This is a genomic window from Geobacillus sp. E263 (assembly GCF_007197795.1).
In the GTDB taxonomy this organism is placed as follows: Bacteria; Bacillota; Bacilli; order Bacillales; family Anoxybacillaceae; genus Parageobacillus_B; species Parageobacillus_B toebii.
In genome coordinates, this window is sequence record NZ_CP041632.1 from 1,128,204 (window position 1) to 1,145,843 (window position 17,640).

Here is a 17,640-nt window from a genome sequence, read left to right on the forward strand (position 1 = left end):
TCACACTATAACAAAGAAAAACAAAGGGTGTGGGAAATATGCGCTTTATATTAACAATGATGCTTATGTTATTTTCATTTTTATCCATCCCCGCTTCCGGGACGGCAGAAACAAAACCGTTTATTATTATCAATAAGGCGGTCAATCAACTTGCCTTTATTCATAACGGAAAAATTGAAGCCGTATATCCTGTCGCCACTGGTTTTAATGAGTCACTAACGCCAGAAGGATTGTTTATGGTTACTGTCAAGGCGGAAAACCCATATTATCGCAAACAAAATATCCCGGGCGGTGCGCCGAACAATCCGCTTGGAACACGGTGGGTTGGATTTAATGCTAGAGGAACGGACGGACGCATATATGGGATTCATGGAACGAATAATCCATCATCCATCGGAAAATATGTATCGAAAGGCTGTGTGCGCATGTACAATCGCGATGTCGAACAATTGTATGAAAAAATCCCGATTGGCACAAAAGTAGTGATTGTTCGCAGCAACGAATCGTTTTATGCAATTGCCAAACGGTATGGCGCACTATGACTATAAAAGGGCAAGCTCCGCAATAATGAAGCTTGCCCTTTTTGCATCTACAAAAAAGTGTTTCGCAAAGCCAAGAAGGCAACATTCACCACACGAAGGATATGGGCAGCCTTTAGGCGAAATTGGGCCGCCTTCGCTTTTCTTATTGTCTAGCTTCGGCGGCTAGCTCTCTTGTGCGAAATAACCTTCGCCCTTTTGAAGTGCAAGCACTTCTGCGGGCGAAGAACATTTCGCTTCGAGAGCTAATCGCGCCGCCTTCGCTTTTCTTATTAAACCCACATGCTGATGCCGGTTAAAATCGTTGTGATGAGCATAGCGATCAGCATTAAATAAACGACTAATTTTTGTGTTTTTTTGCGGGACATTTCCGTTCCTGGTTACTAATATAAAAATCGATTCATCGCGATGGAACCAGCAAAACTGCTTGCCGCTCAGGAAACACCTGGGTTCCATCAGGAAGGGAGTCCTTATGTCTAACCTGCTGTGAAAGATACCCCGTGGATCGCTGTCAGCGACGGCACCTGTCGTGCACCATTCCTTCCATCGATCAGTACACGACAACGATTTTAGTAACCAGGTCCACACCTCCTTATTACAAACGTTCCTGTCTATCATTGTACCGTGATGAAAACAGGGGGACAAGGGAAAAACTTGTCCATGATTGTAAGAGAAAAAGCAGGATTTTTTGTCGAAATAGCGAATATACTTAATGTTCGCAACATTCTACAGCAAAGGGGATTGGACAATGGATGTAAAAAAAGTAGACCATGTTGGAATTGCCGTTAAGTCTATCGAGAAAGCGTTGCCATTTTATGCCGATATTTTGCAGCTGAAGTTGCTTGGCATCGAGGAAGTGGAATCAGAAAAAGTAAAAGTCGCTTTTTTAAAGGCAGGAGAGACAAAAATTGAATTATTAGAGCCGACGTCGCCAGATAGTGCGATCGCTAAGTTTATCGAAAAACGAGGAGAAGGAATTCATCACGTTGCACTTGGTGTTGATCATATTCAAGAACGTATTAATGAATTAAAGGAAAAAGGAATTCGCATGATTCAAGATGCACCAAAACGCGGCGCTGGCGGGGCGCTCGTTGCGTTTATGCATCCGAAATCAACAGGAGGCGTTTTGTATGAACTTTGCGAAAAGACGGATGCGGAGGTGCAGCAATAATGGCAAATACAACAATAATGACAGACATGTATGATAAAATTAATGAGTTATACGACCGCCGCCGCGAAATCGAATTAGGCGGCGGTGACGATAAAATTGAAAAGCAGCACGCCAAAGGAAAACTGACAGCCCGTGAGCGTATTGATTTGCTTCTTGATGAAGGAACATTTGTGGAACTGAATCCATTTATCGAGCATCGTTGTACCGATTTCGGTTTAGATGGAAAAAAAGGCCCAGGAGACGGCGTTGTGACCGGATATGGGAAAATCAACGGCCGCACCGTATTTGTCTTTTCCCAAGATTTTACCGTATTCGGCGGTGCGCTTGGAGAAATGCACGCGAAAAAAATTTCGAATATTATGGATTTAGCCGCAAAAACAGGCGCACCTGTAATTGGTCTCAACGATTCAGGCGGGGCGCGCATTCAAGAAGGGGTCTTGTCGTTAGATGGTTATGGCCATATTTTCTACCGTAACTCGATTTATTCCGGTGTCATTCCGCAAATTTCTGTAATCATGGGGCCTTGTGCGGGTGGTGCCGTATATTCGCCGGCGATCACCGATTTTGTCTTTATGGTGGAAAAAACGAGCCAAATGTTTATTACAGGACCGAAAGTGATCGAAGCGGTGACAGGGGAAAAAATTAGCGCCGAAGATTTAGGCGGCGCCCGCGTCCACAACACGATCAGCGGCAACGCCCACTTTTCCGGTGCAACCGAGGAAGAAGTGCTTAATAAAGTGCGGCAGCTGTTAAGTTATTTGCCGCAAAACAATCAAGAAAAACCGCCGTTTGGCCCGATTCCAAACGGAGACGATTATCGGCCTGATTTAGCGGATATTGTGCCGATTGACGCAGTCCGTCCGTATGATGTGCGCAACGTCATTTTGCAGGTCGTTGATGAAGGTTCGTTTATGGAAGTACAAAAAGATTTTGCTAAAAATATTGTCATCGGTTTTGCTCGCATTAAAGGCGAAGTCGTCGGGCTTGTGTGCAATCAGCCGAAATTTATGGCTGGAGGGCTTGATATTGATTCATCGGATAAAGCGGCGCGATTTATCCGCTTCTGTGACTCATTTAACATCCCGATTATTACATTTGAAGATGTCACTGGCTTTTTCCCGGGCGTCAAGCAGGAACATGGAGGCATCATTCGCCACGGAGCGAAAATTTTGTATGCATATTCCGAGGCGACCGTCCCGAAAATTACCGTCATTTTGCGGAAAGCATACGGCGGCGCGTATGTGGCGCTCAACAGCAAGTCGATTGGCGCCGATGTCGTTTACGCGTGGCCGAATGCGGAAATCGCCGTCATGGGTCCGCAAGGAGCGGCGAATATCATTTTTGCAAGCGAAATCGAAAACAGCCCAAATCCGGAAGAAACGCGGGCGCAAAAGATCGAAGAATATCGCAGTAAATTTGCCAACCCATACGTTGCGGCGAAATACGGCATGGTCGATGATATCATCGATCCGCGTGATACGAGAATCAAACTCATCCAAGCGCTCGAGATGCTTCGGAATAAACACGAGGAACGTCCGAAGAAAAAACATGGAAATATTCCGTTGTAAAACAATGAAACCCGCTGTCACGATCATCTGTGGCGGCGGGTTTGATTGATTCGAATCGTTTTTTATTTTTCAAAAATAGAAAGAGTCACCGCTAACTATTGGCATATTTATGCCGCGAACATTAAAGTGCGTTCCATCTTTTCAGAACGTGATTTGACAGGAGTGTGTTTTTCAGGCTGTCAAGGGGCATCGGCATCGATCATGGAAACTGGGCTTTTTTTATTCTTCAAAAACAATTTTTCGCAATCGTTGGTTAAATCGGGTATACTTTTAAATGAGTACATAAGTAGGAGGAAGAACGAACATGATCAATCAGCAACGTTTAGTCGACGAATTTTTGGAACTCGTGCAAATCGATTCGGAGACAAAGCATGAAGGAGAAATCGCCAAAGTATTAAAGCAAAAATTTGAAGCGCTTGGACTGCATGTCATTGAAGATGATGCAGCGGCGAAAACCGGACATGGCGCTGGAAACTTAATTTGTACGTTAGAAGCGACAAAAGAAGGGGTGGACCCGATTTATTTTACGTCCCATATGGATACCGTTGTTCCTGGAAAAGGAGTGAAGCCGTCCATCCAAGATGGATATGTCGTGACCGATGGAACGACGATTTTAGGAGCGGACGATAAAGCGGGATTGGCGGCGATGTTCGAGGCGATTCGCGTCTTAAAAGAGCAAAACATTCCGCATGGCACGATTCAATTTATCATTACGGTCGGGGAAGAATCTGGCCTTGTCGGAGCGAAAGCGCTCGATCCGTCATTGATTCAAGCAAAATTTGGCTATGCGTTAGACAGCGATGGCAAAGTCGGAAACATCGTCGTTGCCGCGCCGACACAAGCAAAATTGAAAGTCGTTGTTCACGGAAAAACGGCGCATGCCGGCGTCGCTCCTGAAAAAGGCGTATCGGCAATTACGATCGCCGCAAAAGCAATTGCTCAAATGCCGCTCGGCCGCATTGATGAAGAAACAACGGCAAACATCGGCCGTTTTGAAGGTGGAACGCAAACGAACATCGTCTGCGACCGCGTCGATATTTTAGCAGAAGCACGATCCTTAGTGCCGGAAAAGATGGAAGCCCAAGTCGCAAAAATGAAAGAGGCATTTGAAACGGTTGCCGAAGAAATGGGAGGACGCGCCGAAGTAGATGTCGAGGTGATGTATCCAGGATTTAAGTTCGGCGACGGCGACCATGTTGTGGAGGTTGCAAAACGCGCCGCGGCAAAAATCGGGCGTCCGTGCGAATTGCTTCGCAGCGGCGGCGGCAGCGATGCGAACGTCATTGCCGGTTTTGGCATTCCGACAGTGAACTTAGCAGTTGGCTACGAAGATATTCATACGACGAATGAACGCATGCCGATTGAAGAGCTTGTCAAATTAACGGAAATGGTTGTCGCAATCGTTGAAGAAGTGGCAAAATAATAACGGAGCATCCATTGTTTGGATGCTTCTTTCTATTATAGAAATAGAGTAGAGCGATAGACGGTGAGGGGAGACGGTCGAATGAAAAAATTTGTCGTTTTTCAATTGGAGCGTGAACAATATGCGATACCGGTTGAGCTTGTCATTTCCATTGAAAAAATGATGGCTCCAACAATCGTTCCGCAAATGCCAGATTATATGGTCGGAGTCATTCGCATTCGCGGCGAGTTGGTGCCGGTGCTTGATACGCGAAAACTGTTGTACGGTCGTCCTTTTGAAGAAACGGGTAGGACGCGTCTTGTTGTCACCAGGGCCGAAGATATTTCCGTTGCGTTTATTGTCGATGAGGCGAAAGAGATTCTCGATATTCCGGAAGAAGCAGTAAAGCAAGTGAATATGCTTGCGTACGAGCAAACACCATATCTTGTCGGGATCGCCAGCTTGCCGGAGCGGTTGATTACATTAATTGACCCAAACCGATTATTTGCCCATTTGGAAGGGACGAAAGCGATTAAGGAGCATATTTATAGTGCGGCTTTTTCCTTAGAAACGGAGAGAGTCTAATGAATCATGATTTTCAAACCATTGTCCAATTTCTTGTAAAAAAAATAAATCCTTATGTCATCTATCTTTTCGGTTCTGAAGCGCAACAACAAGCGCGGCAAGATAGCGATATTGATCTTGCTTTTTTAAGCGAACGAACATTAAGCCATTACGAACGGTTTATGATTGCCGGGGAGCTTGCGGCAATCTTGAATTGTGACGTTGACTTAGTTGATTTGAAAGAAGCAACGACCGTTTTTCAAGCGCAAGTTGTTGGGAAGGGGAAAGTGCTGTATTGTGCCGATGATGATAAAAAAGCACAATTTGAGATGAAAGTGTTCAAGGAATAGATGATGATAAAAAAGCACAATTTGAGATGAAAGTGTTCAAGGAATATGCGAAATTAAACGAAGAGCGGGCAGAAATTCTCGAGCGGATTCGCAAAAGGGGAGCGGTGTATGAATAATGATGTCATCCTCAACAAAATTAGCGTTATTGAGCGCTGTATCAAAAGAATAAACGAAGAATATGATAACAATCCGAAAAATTTACAGAGTCCTGAAACCAGGACTTCTTTTTTTCAGAAACATTATGTCCGCGGAAAGCTGTTCTAAATGTAATTGAAAAACTTGATATGGTAAAATGAACTGTGGTATGTTCTTTCATGAACAAATAATAAGTATAGAAAGGAACGTTTGATGATGGCAAAACAACAAATTGGCGTCATTGGATTAGCAGTAATGGGAAAAAACCTTGCGTTAAACATTGAAAGCAAGGGATATTCAGTTGCCGTTTATAACCGTTCCCGTGAAAAGACGGACGAATTTTTAAAGGAAGCGAAAGGAAAAAATATCGTCGGTACATATAGCATCGAAGAATTTGTCAATGCGCTTGAAAAACCGCGGAAAATTTTGTTAATGGTGAAAGCGGGCGCACCGACGGACGCAACTATTGAACAATTAAAGCCATATCTAGAAAAAGGCGATATTTTAATCGATGGCGGCAATACGTATTTCAAAGATACACAACGCCGCAACAAAGAATTGGCTGAACTTGGCATTCACTTTATCGGCACGGGTGTTTCGGGCGGCGAAGAAGGCGCGTTAAAAGGTCCATCCATCATGCCTGGTGGCCAAAAAGAAGCGCATGAACTTGTTCGTCCGATTTTCGAAGCGATTGCGGCGAAAGTAGATGGCGAGCCGTGCACGACGTACATCGGTCCGGACGGTGCGGGACATTATGTGAAAATGGTTCATAACGGCATTGAATACGGCGATATGCAGCTTATTGCCGAAGCGTACTTCTTGTTAAAGCATGTGCTCGGCTTAAACGCCCAAGAGCTGCATGAAGTGTTTGCCGAGTGGAATAAAGGTGAATTAAATAGCTATTTAATCGAAATTACGGCAGATATTTTTACAAAGATCGATGAGGAAACGGGCAAGCCGCTTGTTGATGTGATTTTAGATAAAGCCGGTCAAAAAGGAACGGGAAAATGGACAAGCCAAAATGCGCTTGACCTAGGAGTGCCGCTTCCAATCATCACGGAATCAGTGTTTGCCCGCTTTATTTCGGCGATGAAAGACGAACGGGTGAAAGCGAGCAAACTTCTTTCTGGTCCTGCGGTCAAACCGTTTGAAGGCGATCGTGCCCGCTTTATCGAAGCGGTGCGCCGCGCGCTGTACATGAGCAAAATTTGTTCGTATGCCCAAGGCTTTGCGCAAATGAAAGCGGCGTCTGATGAATATAACTGGAATTTGCAGTACGGCAATATTGCGATGATTTTCCGCGGCGGCTGCATCATTCGCGCGCAATTTTTGCAAAAAATTAAAGACGCATACGATCGCGATCCACAGTTGCCAAACTTATTGTTAGACCCGTATTTCAAAGAAATTGTGGAAAATTATCAAGAAGCGCTGCGTGAAATCATTGCAATCGCTGTTATGCGTGGCATTCCAGTTCCGGCATTCTCAAGCGCGTTAGCATATTATGACAGCTACCGGATGGAAACATTGCCGGCGAACTTAATTCAAGCACAGCGCGACTACTTTGGCGCGCACACATATGAACGTGTAGACAAAGAAGGAGTTTTCCATACAGAGTGGTTGAAGAAGTAAAAAAATTCCCCTTATTGCCTCGCAATAAGGGGAATTTTTTTATTGCATGTTTTCAAATAAAATAACACGCGCCGGCGCAGCGTCCGTGCCGACAAGTTTAAGCGGTGCTGCGACCATAAAGTATGAGCCTTCTGGAACGTCTTTTAACCGCAGCCCTTCGATCACGATCACACCTGCGGAAAATAACGTTTTATGCGTCGGATGCCCCGGCTGGCTTCGTTCAATGCCCAAGGCATCGATGCCAACGCCACGAACTTTTTTATCGGCAAGATACCGGGCCGCATCTTCAGCAACATAAATAAATTCAAAATTAAAGGCATCTTCTAGCGAGTTTTTCGTTTTAAACAATACAAAATCATTTTCATGAATATCTAATGAAGCGATATCCTCTTTCGAAATTTTATCGCTCACATGCGTAAGATCGAATAGTTTGCATGTGCTAACGAGGCGGTCGAGAGAAATCGTTTCAAACGTTTCGCCGCCTTTGACCATATGAAGCGGCGCATCGATATGGGTTCCGGTATGTACATCCATGTCAATACGGGATTCCGTGACGTAATCATTTGTCACGCTCGTTAGTTTCGGTTGCTTTTCCGGTTTATTTTTATAGACAGGCATTCCTTCAAAAATTGGTGCGGTCACGTCATAAAATTTCATCGTTTCATTAGCTCCCTTCGTCATTGTTTAGGGTGGCAAATCGGCCACCAATGGAATCCATCTTTTTGCAGTAATTCATCTGAAGCTTTCGGTCCCATCGATCCGGCTTCATAGTTTGGAAAATCGATAGCTTTTGTATTTTCCCATACTTCGGAAATAGGGTCGACAAACTGCCATGAAGCGGCTACTTCATCCCAATGCGTAAAGTTTGTCGCATCGCCGCGCATGCAGTCATATAACAATTTTTCATACGCTTCTGGCGTGTTAATGCCATCGATGCAGTTGTTGCAGTAGTCTAATTTAATTGGTGTTGTTTTCATATATTCGCCGCTTTTTTTACCGTTTAAATGAAGGGTGATGCCTTCATCCGGCTGAATATGAATAATCAATAAGTTTGGCTGGATTTTTTCATTTGTCCGATAATACAAGTTCATTGGCACATCTTTAAATTGGACCACAATTTTTGTTGATTTTTCTGTCATGCGTTTACCTGTGCGAATATAAAACGGCACGCCGGCCCAACGGAAATTATCGATCATCAACTTTCCAGCTACAAACGTTTCTGTATTGGAGTTTGGATCGACGTTATTTTCCTCACGGTAGCTTACGACTTCTTTTCCGTTGACGATTCCTCTGCCGTATTGCCCTCGTACAAAGTATTGGTCTACTTCCTCGTGAGAAATTGGCCGAAGCGCGCGAAGCACTTTTATTTTTTCGTTGCGGATGTCATCGGTTGTCAGTTTAATCGGCGGTTCCATCGCCAAGAGCGCGACCATCTGAAGCATGTGATTTTGCACCATATCGCGAAGCGCTCCGGAATGGTCGTAATAGCGTCCGCGGTCCTCGACACCAAGCGTTTCACTTGACGTAATTTGAATGTTAGAAATAAACCGATTGTTCCAAAGCGGTTCAAAAATTGCGTTTGAAAAACGGATTACTTCGATGTTTTGCACCATTTCCTTGCCAAGATAATGGTCGATGCGGTAAATTTCATTTTCCGAAAACGATTGGCGAATTTCTTCATTTAGTTGTTGTGCGCTTTGAAGGTCATGACCGAACGGTTTTTCAATGACGAGCCGCTTCCAGCCGTTTGTCGCGGTAAGACCTTCCGATTTTAAGCGGGACGTAATCGTGCCAAAAAATTCTGGCGCCATCGCTAAATAAAAAATGCGGTTTCCATCAACATGGTATATTTCATCTAATTGTTGAAGCAATGACTTTAATTGCTGGTAAGAAGCCGTATCGGTTACATCGAATGGATGATAATAAAAATGAGATACGAAGCGCTGATCGCTTAATTCTTGATTAAGCGCATTTTCCACTGATTGACGGACATAGTTGCGAAACTCATCATTGGATAACGGTCGTCGTGCGACACCGACAACGGCAAATTCTTCGGACAGTTTTCCTTTTTCATATAATCGGTAGATAGAAGGAAATAACTTGCGTTTTGCTAAGTCACCAGTTGCACCAAAAATCACAATTAATGATTTCGGATCCATGTTGTTCACGATATGTACCTCGCTTTAGCCAAAATTGTCTCTTCAAGTAATTAATTGTAGAGATTTATGGCGATGAACGCAAACATTTTATGTTTTTTTATGTTTTTGTAAAAGAGTGTTGAAATAAGACGCGAAACATTGATACGCTAACAACAGACAAAAGTTGCTTTACATAAGGAGTGGGTGCGTTGGAATTATTGTTTTTAGGTACAGGAGCTGGAGTACCGGCAAAGGAAAGAAACGTATCATCGATTGCGCTGCAGCTATTAGAAGAACGCGGGGCAACGTGGTTATTTGATTGCGGAGAGGCGACACAACATCAAATTTTACATACGTCCATTCGTCCGAGACGAATTGAAAATATTTTTATCACCCATCTTCACGGTGATCATATTTTCGGATTGCCGGGATTGCTTGGCAGCCGCTCTTTTCAAGGCGGTGATACACCGTTAACCATATATGGCCCGAAAGGAATTCAAGCGTTTATCGAAATATCGCTTTCCGTTAGTTACACACGTTTGAAATACGACCTGCAAGTTGTCGAAATCGAGGAAGGAACGATTTTTGAGGACGAACGATTTTTAGTGATTGCCAAGCAGCTCGATCACGGCATCCCTTCCTATGGCTTTCGGGTTGTGGAAAAAGATTTGCCTGGCACACTTTTAGTAGATAAATTGAAGGCGCTCGGCATTCGTCCTGGTCCTATTTATCAACAAATTAAGCTAGGGAAAACGGTGCAGTTAGACAACGGTACGGTCATTGATGGGCGCGATTTTGTCGGTCCTCCACAAAAAGGGAGAATTGTCACGATTCTTGGCGATACACGCTATTGCGAAGCGAGCGTGGAACTGGCGAAAGAAGCAGATGTGCTCGTTCACGAAGCAACATTTGCGGCAGAGGATAGCGCTTTGGCGCATGATTATTTTCATTCTACCGCTGTCCAAGCGGCGGAAGTGGCGAAACTCGCTGGAGTAAAGAGACTGATTTTAACTCATATTAGTTCCCGCTATCAAGGAACGCTAAGTGAAGAACTGCTAGAACAGGCAAGAGAGTTGTTTCCGAATACGGAGTTGGCCTCCGATTTTTCTTCTTTTATCATTCCGCGAAAAAAATAAAGCTGCCGGAAAATCGGCAGCTTTAGAAACGCCATCCCCGCTCATATTGCACTGGGGCGGAAATCGTCGTCCCCAGCTCTTTTGCGGCGGCGTATGGCCAATATGGGTTGCGTAACAGTTCGCGCGCAAGAAATACTAAATCGGCCCGGCCGTTTCTTAAAATTTCTTCCGCTTGCAGACCGGAAGTAATGAGACCGACTGCGCCAGTTGCAATATTCGCTTCGCGGCGAATCGTTTCCGCAAACGGAACTTGGTAGCCCGGATACACACGGATCTTTGCAGGAACCACTGCTCCAGAGCTTACGTCAATAAGGTCGACTCCTTGTTCTTTCATGCGTTTTGCATATGGAACATAATCTTTGACCGTCAAGCCTTCCGGGTGGTAATCAGAAGCGGAAATGCGCACAAAGAGCGGTCCGTCCCATACTTCTCTTACGGCATCGATAATTTCTCCTAAAAAGCGGTAGCGGTTTTCTGGTGAACCGCCATACTCGTCTTGCCGCCGGTTCGATAGCGGCGACAAAAATTCATTAATTAAATAGCCGTGGGCACCGTGAATTTCGATGATATCAAAACCAGCTTCTTTGGCGCGGCGCGCCCCATTTTGGAACGCTTGAATCGTTTCTTCGATATCTGCTTTCGTCATTTCTTTCGGGGTGCGTGTTTTTTCACTGAATGGAATTGCCGAAGGAGCGATAATTTCTCCATCTACTTCCGATTTGCGCCCGGCATGGGCAAGCTGGATGCCGATTTTAGCTCCATGCTCTTTAACGAGCGAAGCTAATTCACGCAATCCATCTACATGCTCATCGCTCCAGATTCCTAAGTCGCGTGACGAAATTCTTCCTTGAGCAGCAACGGCAGTCGCTTCAACGATAATAAGACCGACTTGGCCGACAGCACGTGTCGGATAATGAATTTTATGCCAATTTCGTACTTTTCCATCTTCTGTATCGCAAGAATACATACACATAGGAGACATAACAATCCGGTTTTTGATAGTAACCCCGCGTATCGTATACGGTGAAAAAAGCATCGTTTCCATTCTCTGTTTTTCCCCCCAAGTAATGTCGTTTTCAATTGAATAATAGCACGTTTACTTGGAGAAGAAAAACGATACGTACTATGCGAAGAGGATTTCACGAGAACATCCGCCGGAAGCCCACTGCTTTAGCTGTGGGAGGAAGGCGGGGTTTATATTTTCAGTATATATTGAATTTTTCGTTCAGTATAAGTACACTGGATTTAGAAAGGTAGGTGAATCAAGAATGCTCTGCACTCTCAAGATTAAATTAATGCCAACTCTTGAACAGTTTCATGCGCTGCTGGAAACAATGAAACGGTTTAACCAAGCATGCAACTATATTAGCGAGATTGCTTTTCGCTCCAGAACCTTTTCCAAAACGAAAATCCAGCGGCTTTGCTACTATGACGTCAGGGAAAAATTTGGCCTCTCTGCCCAAATGACCGTTCGTGCCATCGGCAAAGTGTCGGAAAGCTATCGTTTGGATAAAAAAACCTTGCATAACTTTAAAGAAACCGGTGCCATCGTGTATGATGAAAGAATCCTGTCCTTTAAAGGGTTAGAGTATGCTTCCATCCTTACCTTGCAAGGAAGAATGGAAATCCCTATGGTCATTAGCCGCTACCATCAAGGTTTGCTGTGCGGCAACCGTGTTCGGGGTCAAGCCGATTTAGTCCTTCAAAACGGTATTTTTTATTTACTGCTCGTGGTGGACGTTCCCGAAGGCCAGCCCAATTCCGAAAACGGATTTATCGGTGTGGACCTTGGCATCATTAATATCGCCGTCGATAGCACCGGTGAGGTATTTTCCGGCTCGAAGGTCAACGGGCTGCGCCGCCGCCATGCGAAACTTCGCACCAAACTCCAAAAGAAAGGCACCAAGTCAGCGAAACGCCTGCTTAAAAAGCGTTCCAAGAAGGAAAAACTATTTGCCCGTGATGTGAACCACTGCATTAGCAAGAAGATTGTTGAAAAGGCAAAGGCACTCGGATGCGGCATTGCCCTTGAAGATTTAAAGGGCATCCGCCAACGCACCGAGAAAACGGTTAAAAAGCAACAGCGTCGTCAACACTCTTCTTGGTCTTTTTATCAGTTGAGAAAGTTTATTGAGTATAAAGCGGCGATCGCTGGCGTGCCGGTGGTATTGGTTCATCCAAAAAATACTTCCCGCACCTGTCCGGTTTGCGGACATGTGGCCAAAGAAAACAGACCGTCAAGGGATCAGTTTTGTTGTCGAGCTTGTGGGTACGCTGCCCCTGCCGACAACGTGGCTGCGGAAAACATCCGCAGGGCTGCTGTCAACCAGCCGAACGCGGCAGCCAATTAGGCTAGTTGCAAGCCCACGACTTTAGCCGTTGGGTAGTTGACTTACAACATTTAGCGAGATGGAGCGGCAGCGCGAGGAAAAGAAGAAGAAACAAGCGCTTTTCCTAACTCTTCAGATCGCTCCGTTGCCCGTTTGATACAAGCAACAACCGCTTCCTGGTATCGGTAACGCTCCAGCACTTGAATGCCCGCTTCCGTCGTTCCGCCCGGACTAGTTACTTCTTTGCGCAAGATAGAAGGATGTTTGTTCGTTGCTTGCAACATTTGTGCCGCGCCGATAATTGTTTGCAAAATCAATTCTTTTGCGACAGTGCGGTCAAGTCCGATTTCTTCCGCCGCTTTTTCCATTGCTTCCACTAAATAATAGACATAGGCAGGTCCGCTTCCGGAAAGCCCTGTAACGGCGTGCAAATCATGTTCAGGAACGACCGTGACAATGCCCACCGTCTCAAACAACGTTTTCGCAATCGCCAAATGTGTTTCAGTAGCAAAACGGCCTTGAGAGATGGCAGTGGCAGACTGACCGATCGTTGCTGACGTATTTGGCATGGCGCGAATCACCGCAACGTTTTTACCAATTAGTGAAACGATGGTTTCCGTTGTAACGCCAGCCAGCACGGAAATGATCAGCTGATGTTCGCCAATCATTGGAGCAATGGAAATGATGCCTTCTGCCGCGTCTTTCGGCTTCATCGCTAAAATGACAATATCGGCTTCTTTTACCGCTTTTTCTTTATTGGTTTCGATCCGGACTCCATACGTTTTTTTCATATATTCAAGACGCTTTTGATTACAACGGTTTGTCATAATAATTTGTTCAGGCTGGTACAATGTTTTTGTCATTCCGGAAACAAGTGCTTCTGCCATCGAACCGGCACCGATAAACGTAATGGTCGTTTCTCGTTTCACGGCAATTCCTCCTTTTGATCAAATAAAAAAGACCTTGCATCCTAAAAAGGACGGAAGGTCTTGTTTCCGCGGTACCACCTTTTTTGACTCTTTTGCCGACAAACGGCCAAAAAAGAGTCCACCTCTTCACCGATAACGCCGGTTGAGCGTTTAGGTTTTCCTAACAGCTCATGGGGTAGGTTCAACCACGAAGAGGGTAATGAAACCTTCCAGCCTATGGGTTTCACTCTCTGGATACCATTCATGGTTTACTGGCCCCACTCATTGCCCGTTTGCAATGTTTAATTTTGTTTGCAATTATGCAATGAAAACAGGTGTGTTGTCAATAGGAAAAGATAATTTTTTTTGTGAATTATTCGAAAAAAATGACAAACCGATAAAATCGGTGTAAACTGTTAAATATCATTATTGTCGATTTATTTTATAAATATATCAATTAGAAGGGGATCGTCGATGATGAATGAACATATTTATCGCATCGTCGTGCCGACGCCGTTTCCGGTTGGAAATGTAAACATGTACTTGATTAAAGGAGATAGCTTGACTCTGATTGATGCCGGTGTAAAAACAGAAGAGGCGTGGCGCTCGTTTCAACAGCAGCTTCGTCAAATTGGATATGCTCCTTCCGACATTGATCAAGTTGTCATTACCCATCACCATCCTGACCATGTCGGCTTGCTCGATTATTTACCAGATACAATTCCGGTCATTGGCCATCAGAAAGCAGATCGCTGGCTTCGCCAGGACGAAACATTTTTTCAACAACATCAACGATTTTTTGAACAGTTTTTGTTAGAATGTGGCGTGGATCGTTCGTTTCTCGCAGAACTTCCAAATTTACGGGGCTCGCTCCGCTATGCATGTCATCGTCCGCTTACCGCTACGGTCAAAGAAGGTGATTTGCTGCCGGGCTTGCCGCATTGGAAAGTAATTGAAACACCGGGACATGCCCAAAGCCATGTTGTGTTTTACCGCGAAACAGACGGTGCGATGATTGGTGGAGATCATTTGCTTTTACATATTTCTCCAAATCCATTGATGGAGCCGCCTTTTCCAGGAGAAACGGAGCGCCCGAAACCATTAGTGCAGTATAACGCTTCATTGCTTAAAATGCGGAATTACGACATTTCTTTTGTCATGACGGGACATGGGGAGGATGTAACAGACGTATTTGCATTGATTGAAAAACGGCTCCGTAAACAACGCGAACGTGCCGAGCAAGTGCTCGATATGCTCAAGCAAAGACCGCATACGGTATTTGAAGTTTGCCAAAAGCTATTTCCTACTGTATATCAACAAGAGTTTATATTAACGATGTCTGAAACGATTGGGCAGCTTGATTACTTAGAAGAGAACGGCGCAGTGAGAAAGACAAAAGTAAATGATTATTACATTTATGAAGCGATGGAGGGATCTATTTGCGGATAGAAGGCAAACATATCGTCATTACTGGAGCGTCAAGCGGCATCGGTGAACAGATCGCCTATGAAGCGGCACGCCAAAAGGCGCTTCCGGTGTTGCTTGCCAGAAATGAAGAAAAGTTGAAAGCGGTGGCAAGACAAATTGAACATACATATGGCATTTCGCCACGTTATTATCGGTTGGATGTGAGTGATACAGATGCGGTAGAAACGGTGTTTCAACAATTATTTCGTGATGTCCAAACGGTTGATGTATTAGTAAATAACGCAGGTTTTGGCGTGTTTCGCAATGTGGAAGACATTGATATCGAGGAAATGAAAGACATGTTTGCTGTCAATGTATTTGGTTTAATCGCTTGCACAAAAATAGTATATTTACATATGCAAAAAAGGCGAAGCGGCCATATTATTAATATTGCTTCACAAGCAGGAAAATTGGCAACTCCAAAATCGAGCATATACGCAGCTACCAAACATGCGGTGCTTGGGTTTACGGACAGTTTGCGGATGGAGGCGGAACAGTACGGGATTTTTGTTACTGCTGTGAACCCGGGGCCGATTCGGACGAATTTTTTCCATGTCGCCGACCAATCAGGGGAATATGTAAAAAATGTGGAACGATGGATGCTTTCGCCGGAAAAAGTAGCAAAACAGGTCGTTTCGGTTATGATGACGCCGACAAGGGAAGTAAATATGCCGCGCTGGATGAATATTGGGAGTCAACTCTATCGCTTATTTCCATCCGTGGTCGAGAAAGTCGGGAAACGTGCATTCTTCAAAAAATAACACTCCCTGCTGCATAACAAGGAGTGTTATTTCGTTATATATTCATAAATGACATCATGCACAATTTCGTACATATCCATATCTTCATGGTTTGTTTTTTCTAGTAAAATTTTTTCGCACAACTGTTTCCATTCGAAGTCATGAAGAAACAGAGATTCCGTGTCATGTCCATATTGAAGAAAGCAGTTGCGAATAAGTTTTTTAAGCCATTTTTCGTCCAACAATGCCACTTCCTATCATTGCGATTCGGATGGGGTAGCGCGGACAACAGAGTGGAATTTGCCTTTATGGGAACCGTCGCAAAATGGTACATTATTGGACAGCCCACACCGGCAAAGCGAAAAGGTTTGTTTGGTTACTTTAATTTGCACTTTTGCCATCATCCATTCCTCCTTTTTATTTTTGACAGCAACTTGCCTATGTAGGTAAAATAGGAGCTGAAACAAGAGGAAAAGGAGCATCGTGTAGCGTGAATATTTCTTTTACAGATAAAGCAATCAAACAGCTTACTCCTATTTTAACGGAAACAGGGCGAATGTTAAAGCTGAAATATGATACAGATGGATGTGGATGCCTTGTAAGCGGTGTTATTTCGTTATGGTTAGTCGATCAAGCCGATGATGACGATATCGTTGTCGAGACGAATTTCGTTCCTGTTTTTGTGGAAAAGTCCCGTCTCGTGTTCTATGATGATGTGATGACGATTGACGTTGTCGAAGGGACGAGCAGTTTTTTGCTGAAAAGCCCTGGACAAATTTTAAGTCCACGCATGCCGCTTGTAGAAGTGAGTGAGCAACATGAAAGATAAGCTGAAACAAATCGCCAATGTAGCGAAGCAAAAAACTTGGGTATCATTTTTGCATGAAAACGATCCATACAGTTTGCTGCATTGGTCGATTGCCGGCGTCTATCATGAGCCAAAAGACGTCTGGCTTTTGCAAAATGAAATGACGTTTGAGACAAAAGAATTTGCCACACTAGATGAAGCAATAGCGTGGATGGATGAACACATGCCTAATATTACGGAAATCTTATAAAACCGTAACCCACTTCGGTTACGGTTTTATCATTCATTTTGTTTGCGCCTTCCGCTTTTCGTTATTGCGGGGTGTTTTGGCGTTTTGTTGGATGGATCGCTTTTTCTAATTCTTCTTTTGCGATTGTTTGTTTTATGGTATCAGCAGTTGGTTTTCCTTTTTGTGAGCCGTTTTTTGCCATTTCGTTTAACTCCTTTTCTTGAAAGTGTTTGTTTTTATCATGGAAGAATGAACAACGTTTTATACATTGGAGGGATAAGTGTGAACAAGAAACAAAAAAATCGAGCAGACGAATTGCTTACGCTGAAGGATCGTTTAAATGAGGAATTGTTCGCTAAGCTGAAGGAGAAAAAACGAGAATTGGAACAACAAGAACAGCGCCGAAAAGAAGAGGAAGAAGCGCGGAGACGCGAGGAGCAGCGCAAACGTGAAAAACAAAAAACGTTTGAAGAGCTGCTGAATGAGAGCAATTTGGATTGGCGGAATTTTAAGTAAATCGTTGAAT

General features: G+C 44.3%; 20 protein-coding genes, 1 pseudogene and 1 other annotated feature. Of the genes and pseudogenes, 14 read left to right on the forward strand and 7 right to left on the reverse strand.

The window, feature by feature from the left end; translation table 11 throughout:
• Window positions 1-38 precede the first annotated feature (38 nt).
• Window positions 39-542 carry a L,D-transpeptidase gene (locus FNL97_RS05785; RefSeq protein ID WP_015864414.1) on the forward strand — a complete coding sequence of 168 codons (504 nt, stop codon included), beginning with the start codon at window positions 39-41 and terminating at the stop codon, window positions 540-542.
• A gap of 269 nt (window positions 543-811) precedes the next feature.
• On the opposite strand, the gene prli42 is transcribed toward FNL97_RS05785, so the two are convergent.
• Window positions 812-907: a stressosome-associated protein Prli42 gene (prli42, locus tag FNL97_RS17920; RefSeq protein ID WP_015864413.1), complete on the reverse strand. Its 96-nt coding sequence runs from the start codon at window positions 905-907 to the stop codon at window positions 812-814.
• Between the two features lie 380 nt (window positions 908-1,287).
• On the opposite strand from prli42, the gene mce reads away from it, so the two are divergent.
• The 6 genes and pseudogenes from mce to gnd all read left to right on the forward strand — a co-directional run bounded on the left by mce (window position 1,288) and on the right by gnd (window position 7,358).
• Complete coding sequence (mce, locus tag FNL97_RS05790) at window positions 1,288-1,710, forward strand: methylmalonyl-CoA epimerase (RefSeq protein ID WP_015864412.1); 423 nt, start codon at window positions 1,288-1,290, stop codon at window positions 1,708-1,710.
• A gap of 17 nt (window positions 1,711-1,727) precedes the next feature.
• On the forward strand, window positions 1,728-3,278 hold the full coding sequence (locus tag FNL97_RS05795; RefSeq protein WP_041269936.1) for an acyl-CoA carboxylase subunit beta: 1,551 nt from the start codon (window positions 1,728-1,730) through the stop codon (window positions 3,276-3,278).
• 304 nt (window positions 3,279-3,582) lie between these two features.
• Entirely contained in the window at window positions 3,583-4,701 is a 1,119-nt protein-coding gene (locus FNL97_RS05800; RefSeq protein WP_015864410.1) for a tripeptidase T, read from the forward strand.
• Window positions 4,702-4,782: 81 nt separating this feature from the next.
• Entirely contained in the window at window positions 4,783-5,265 is a 483-nt protein-coding gene (locus tag FNL97_RS05805; RefSeq protein WP_143415201.1) for a chemotaxis protein CheW, read from the forward strand.
• A pseudogene (gene mntA / locus FNL97_RS05810) lies at window positions 5,265-5,710 on the forward strand (type VII toxin-antitoxin system MntA family adenylyltransferase antitoxin). Before FNL97_RS05805 ends, mntA begins: the two are co-directional and overlap by 1 nt.
• Before the next feature lie 235 nt (window positions 5,711-5,945).
• Window positions 5,946-7,358: an NADP-dependent phosphogluconate dehydrogenase gene (gnd, locus tag FNL97_RS05815; RefSeq protein ID WP_041269706.1), complete on the forward strand. Its 1,413-nt coding sequence runs from the start codon at window positions 5,946-5,948 to the stop codon at window positions 7,356-7,358.
• A 39-nt stretch (window positions 7,359-7,397) separates the two neighbouring features.
• On the opposite strand, the gene FNL97_RS05820 is transcribed toward gnd, so the two are convergent.
• A complete protein-coding gene (locus tag FNL97_RS05820; protein ID WP_143415202.1) occupies window positions 7,398-8,015 on the reverse strand; it encodes a cyclase family protein in 618 nt (205 codons plus the stop codon).
• 20 nt (window positions 8,016-8,035) lie between these two features.
• Window positions 8,036-9,517: a glucose-6-phosphate dehydrogenase gene (zwf, locus tag FNL97_RS05825; protein ID WP_216368217.1), complete on the reverse strand. Its 1,482-nt coding sequence runs from the start codon at window positions 9,515-9,517 to the stop codon at window positions 8,036-8,038.
• Window positions 9,518-9,705: 188 nt separating this feature from the next.
• Here zwf and rnz point away from each other — a divergent pair, with 188 nt between their 5' ends.
• On the forward strand, window positions 9,706-10,632 hold the full coding sequence (gene rnz, locus FNL97_RS05830; protein WP_089097894.1) for a ribonuclease Z: 927 nt from the start codon (window positions 9,706-9,708) through the stop codon (window positions 10,630-10,632).
• Between the two features lie 22 nt (window positions 10,633-10,654).
• On the opposite strand, the gene namA is transcribed toward rnz, so the two are convergent.
• Window positions 10,655-11,677 carry an NADPH dehydrogenase NamA gene (namA, locus tag FNL97_RS05835; protein WP_062678687.1) on the reverse strand — a complete coding sequence of 341 codons (1,023 nt, stop codon included), beginning with the start codon at window positions 11,675-11,677 and terminating at the stop codon, window positions 10,655-10,657.
• 223 nt (window positions 11,678-11,900) lie between these two features.
• Between namA and FNL97_RS05840 the strand changes: the two genes are divergently transcribed.
• Window positions 11,901-12,983, forward strand: coding sequence for an RNA-guided endonuclease InsQ/TnpB family protein (locus tag FNL97_RS05840; RefSeq protein ID WP_143415203.1), 1,083 nt, complete (start codon window positions 11,901-11,903; stop codon window positions 12,981-12,983).
• A gap of 50 nt (window positions 12,984-13,033) precedes the next feature.
• Here the strand turns inward: FNL97_RS05840 and proI are convergent, their stop codons facing one another.
• Window positions 13,034-13,891, reverse strand: coding sequence for a pyrroline-5-carboxylate reductase ProI (gene proI / locus FNL97_RS05845; protein ID WP_082798160.1), 858 nt, complete (start codon window positions 13,889-13,891; stop codon window positions 13,034-13,036).
• A 43-nt stretch (window positions 13,892-13,934) separates the two neighbouring features.
• Window positions 13,935-14,165, reverse strand: a binding site (T-box leader).
• 182 nt (window positions 14,166-14,347) lie between these two features.
• On the opposite strand from proI, the gene FNL97_RS05850 reads away from it, so the two are divergent.
• Window positions 14,348-15,319: an MBL fold metallo-hydrolase gene (locus tag FNL97_RS05850; RefSeq protein ID WP_041269935.1), complete on the forward strand. Its 972-nt coding sequence runs from the start codon at window positions 14,348-14,350 to the stop codon at window positions 15,317-15,319.
• Window positions 15,310-16,098 (forward strand): SDR family NAD(P)-dependent oxidoreductase, encoded by a 789-nt coding sequence (locus tag FNL97_RS05855; RefSeq protein WP_143415204.1) that lies wholly within the window; start codon window positions 15,310-15,312, stop codon window positions 16,096-16,098. Before FNL97_RS05850 ends, FNL97_RS05855 begins: the two co-directional genes overlap by 10 nt.
• Window positions 16,099-16,124: 26 nt before the next feature.
• Here FNL97_RS05855 and FNL97_RS05860 read toward each other — a convergent pair whose 3' ends face one another.
• A complete protein-coding gene (locus FNL97_RS05860) occupies window positions 16,125-16,328 on the reverse strand; it encodes a YqzH family protein (RefSeq protein WP_233252995.1) in 204 nt (67 codons plus the stop codon).
• A 6-nt stretch (window positions 16,329-16,334) separates the two neighbouring features.
• Complete coding sequence (locus FNL97_RS18835; RefSeq protein ID WP_062678567.1) at window positions 16,335-16,559, reverse strand: CDGSH iron-sulfur domain-containing protein; 225 nt, start codon at window positions 16,557-16,559, stop codon at window positions 16,335-16,337.
• Between the two features lie 8 nt (window positions 16,560-16,567).
• Between FNL97_RS18835 and FNL97_RS05870 the strand changes: the two genes are divergently transcribed.
• The 3 genes from FNL97_RS05870 to FNL97_RS05880 all read left to right on the forward strand — a co-directional run bounded on the left by FNL97_RS05870 (window position 16,568) and on the right by FNL97_RS05880 (window position 17,630).
• On the forward strand, window positions 16,568-16,906 hold the full coding sequence (locus FNL97_RS05870; protein ID WP_062678566.1) for an iron-sulfur cluster biosynthesis family protein: 339 nt from the start codon (window positions 16,568-16,570) through the stop codon (window positions 16,904-16,906).
• Window positions 16,896-17,135 carry a YqkC family protein gene (locus tag FNL97_RS05875; protein WP_015864395.1) on the forward strand — a complete coding sequence of 80 codons (240 nt, stop codon included), beginning with the start codon at window positions 16,896-16,898 and terminating at the stop codon, window positions 17,133-17,135. Before FNL97_RS05870 ends, FNL97_RS05875 begins: the two co-directional genes overlap by 11 nt.
• Before the next feature lie 261 nt (window positions 17,136-17,396).
• Window positions 17,397-17,630 carry a YqkE family protein gene (locus FNL97_RS05880; protein WP_015864393.1) on the forward strand — a complete coding sequence of 78 codons (234 nt, stop codon included), beginning with the start codon at window positions 17,397-17,399 and terminating at the stop codon, window positions 17,628-17,630.
• The last annotated feature ends 10 nt before the right edge of the window (window positions 17,631-17,640 follow it).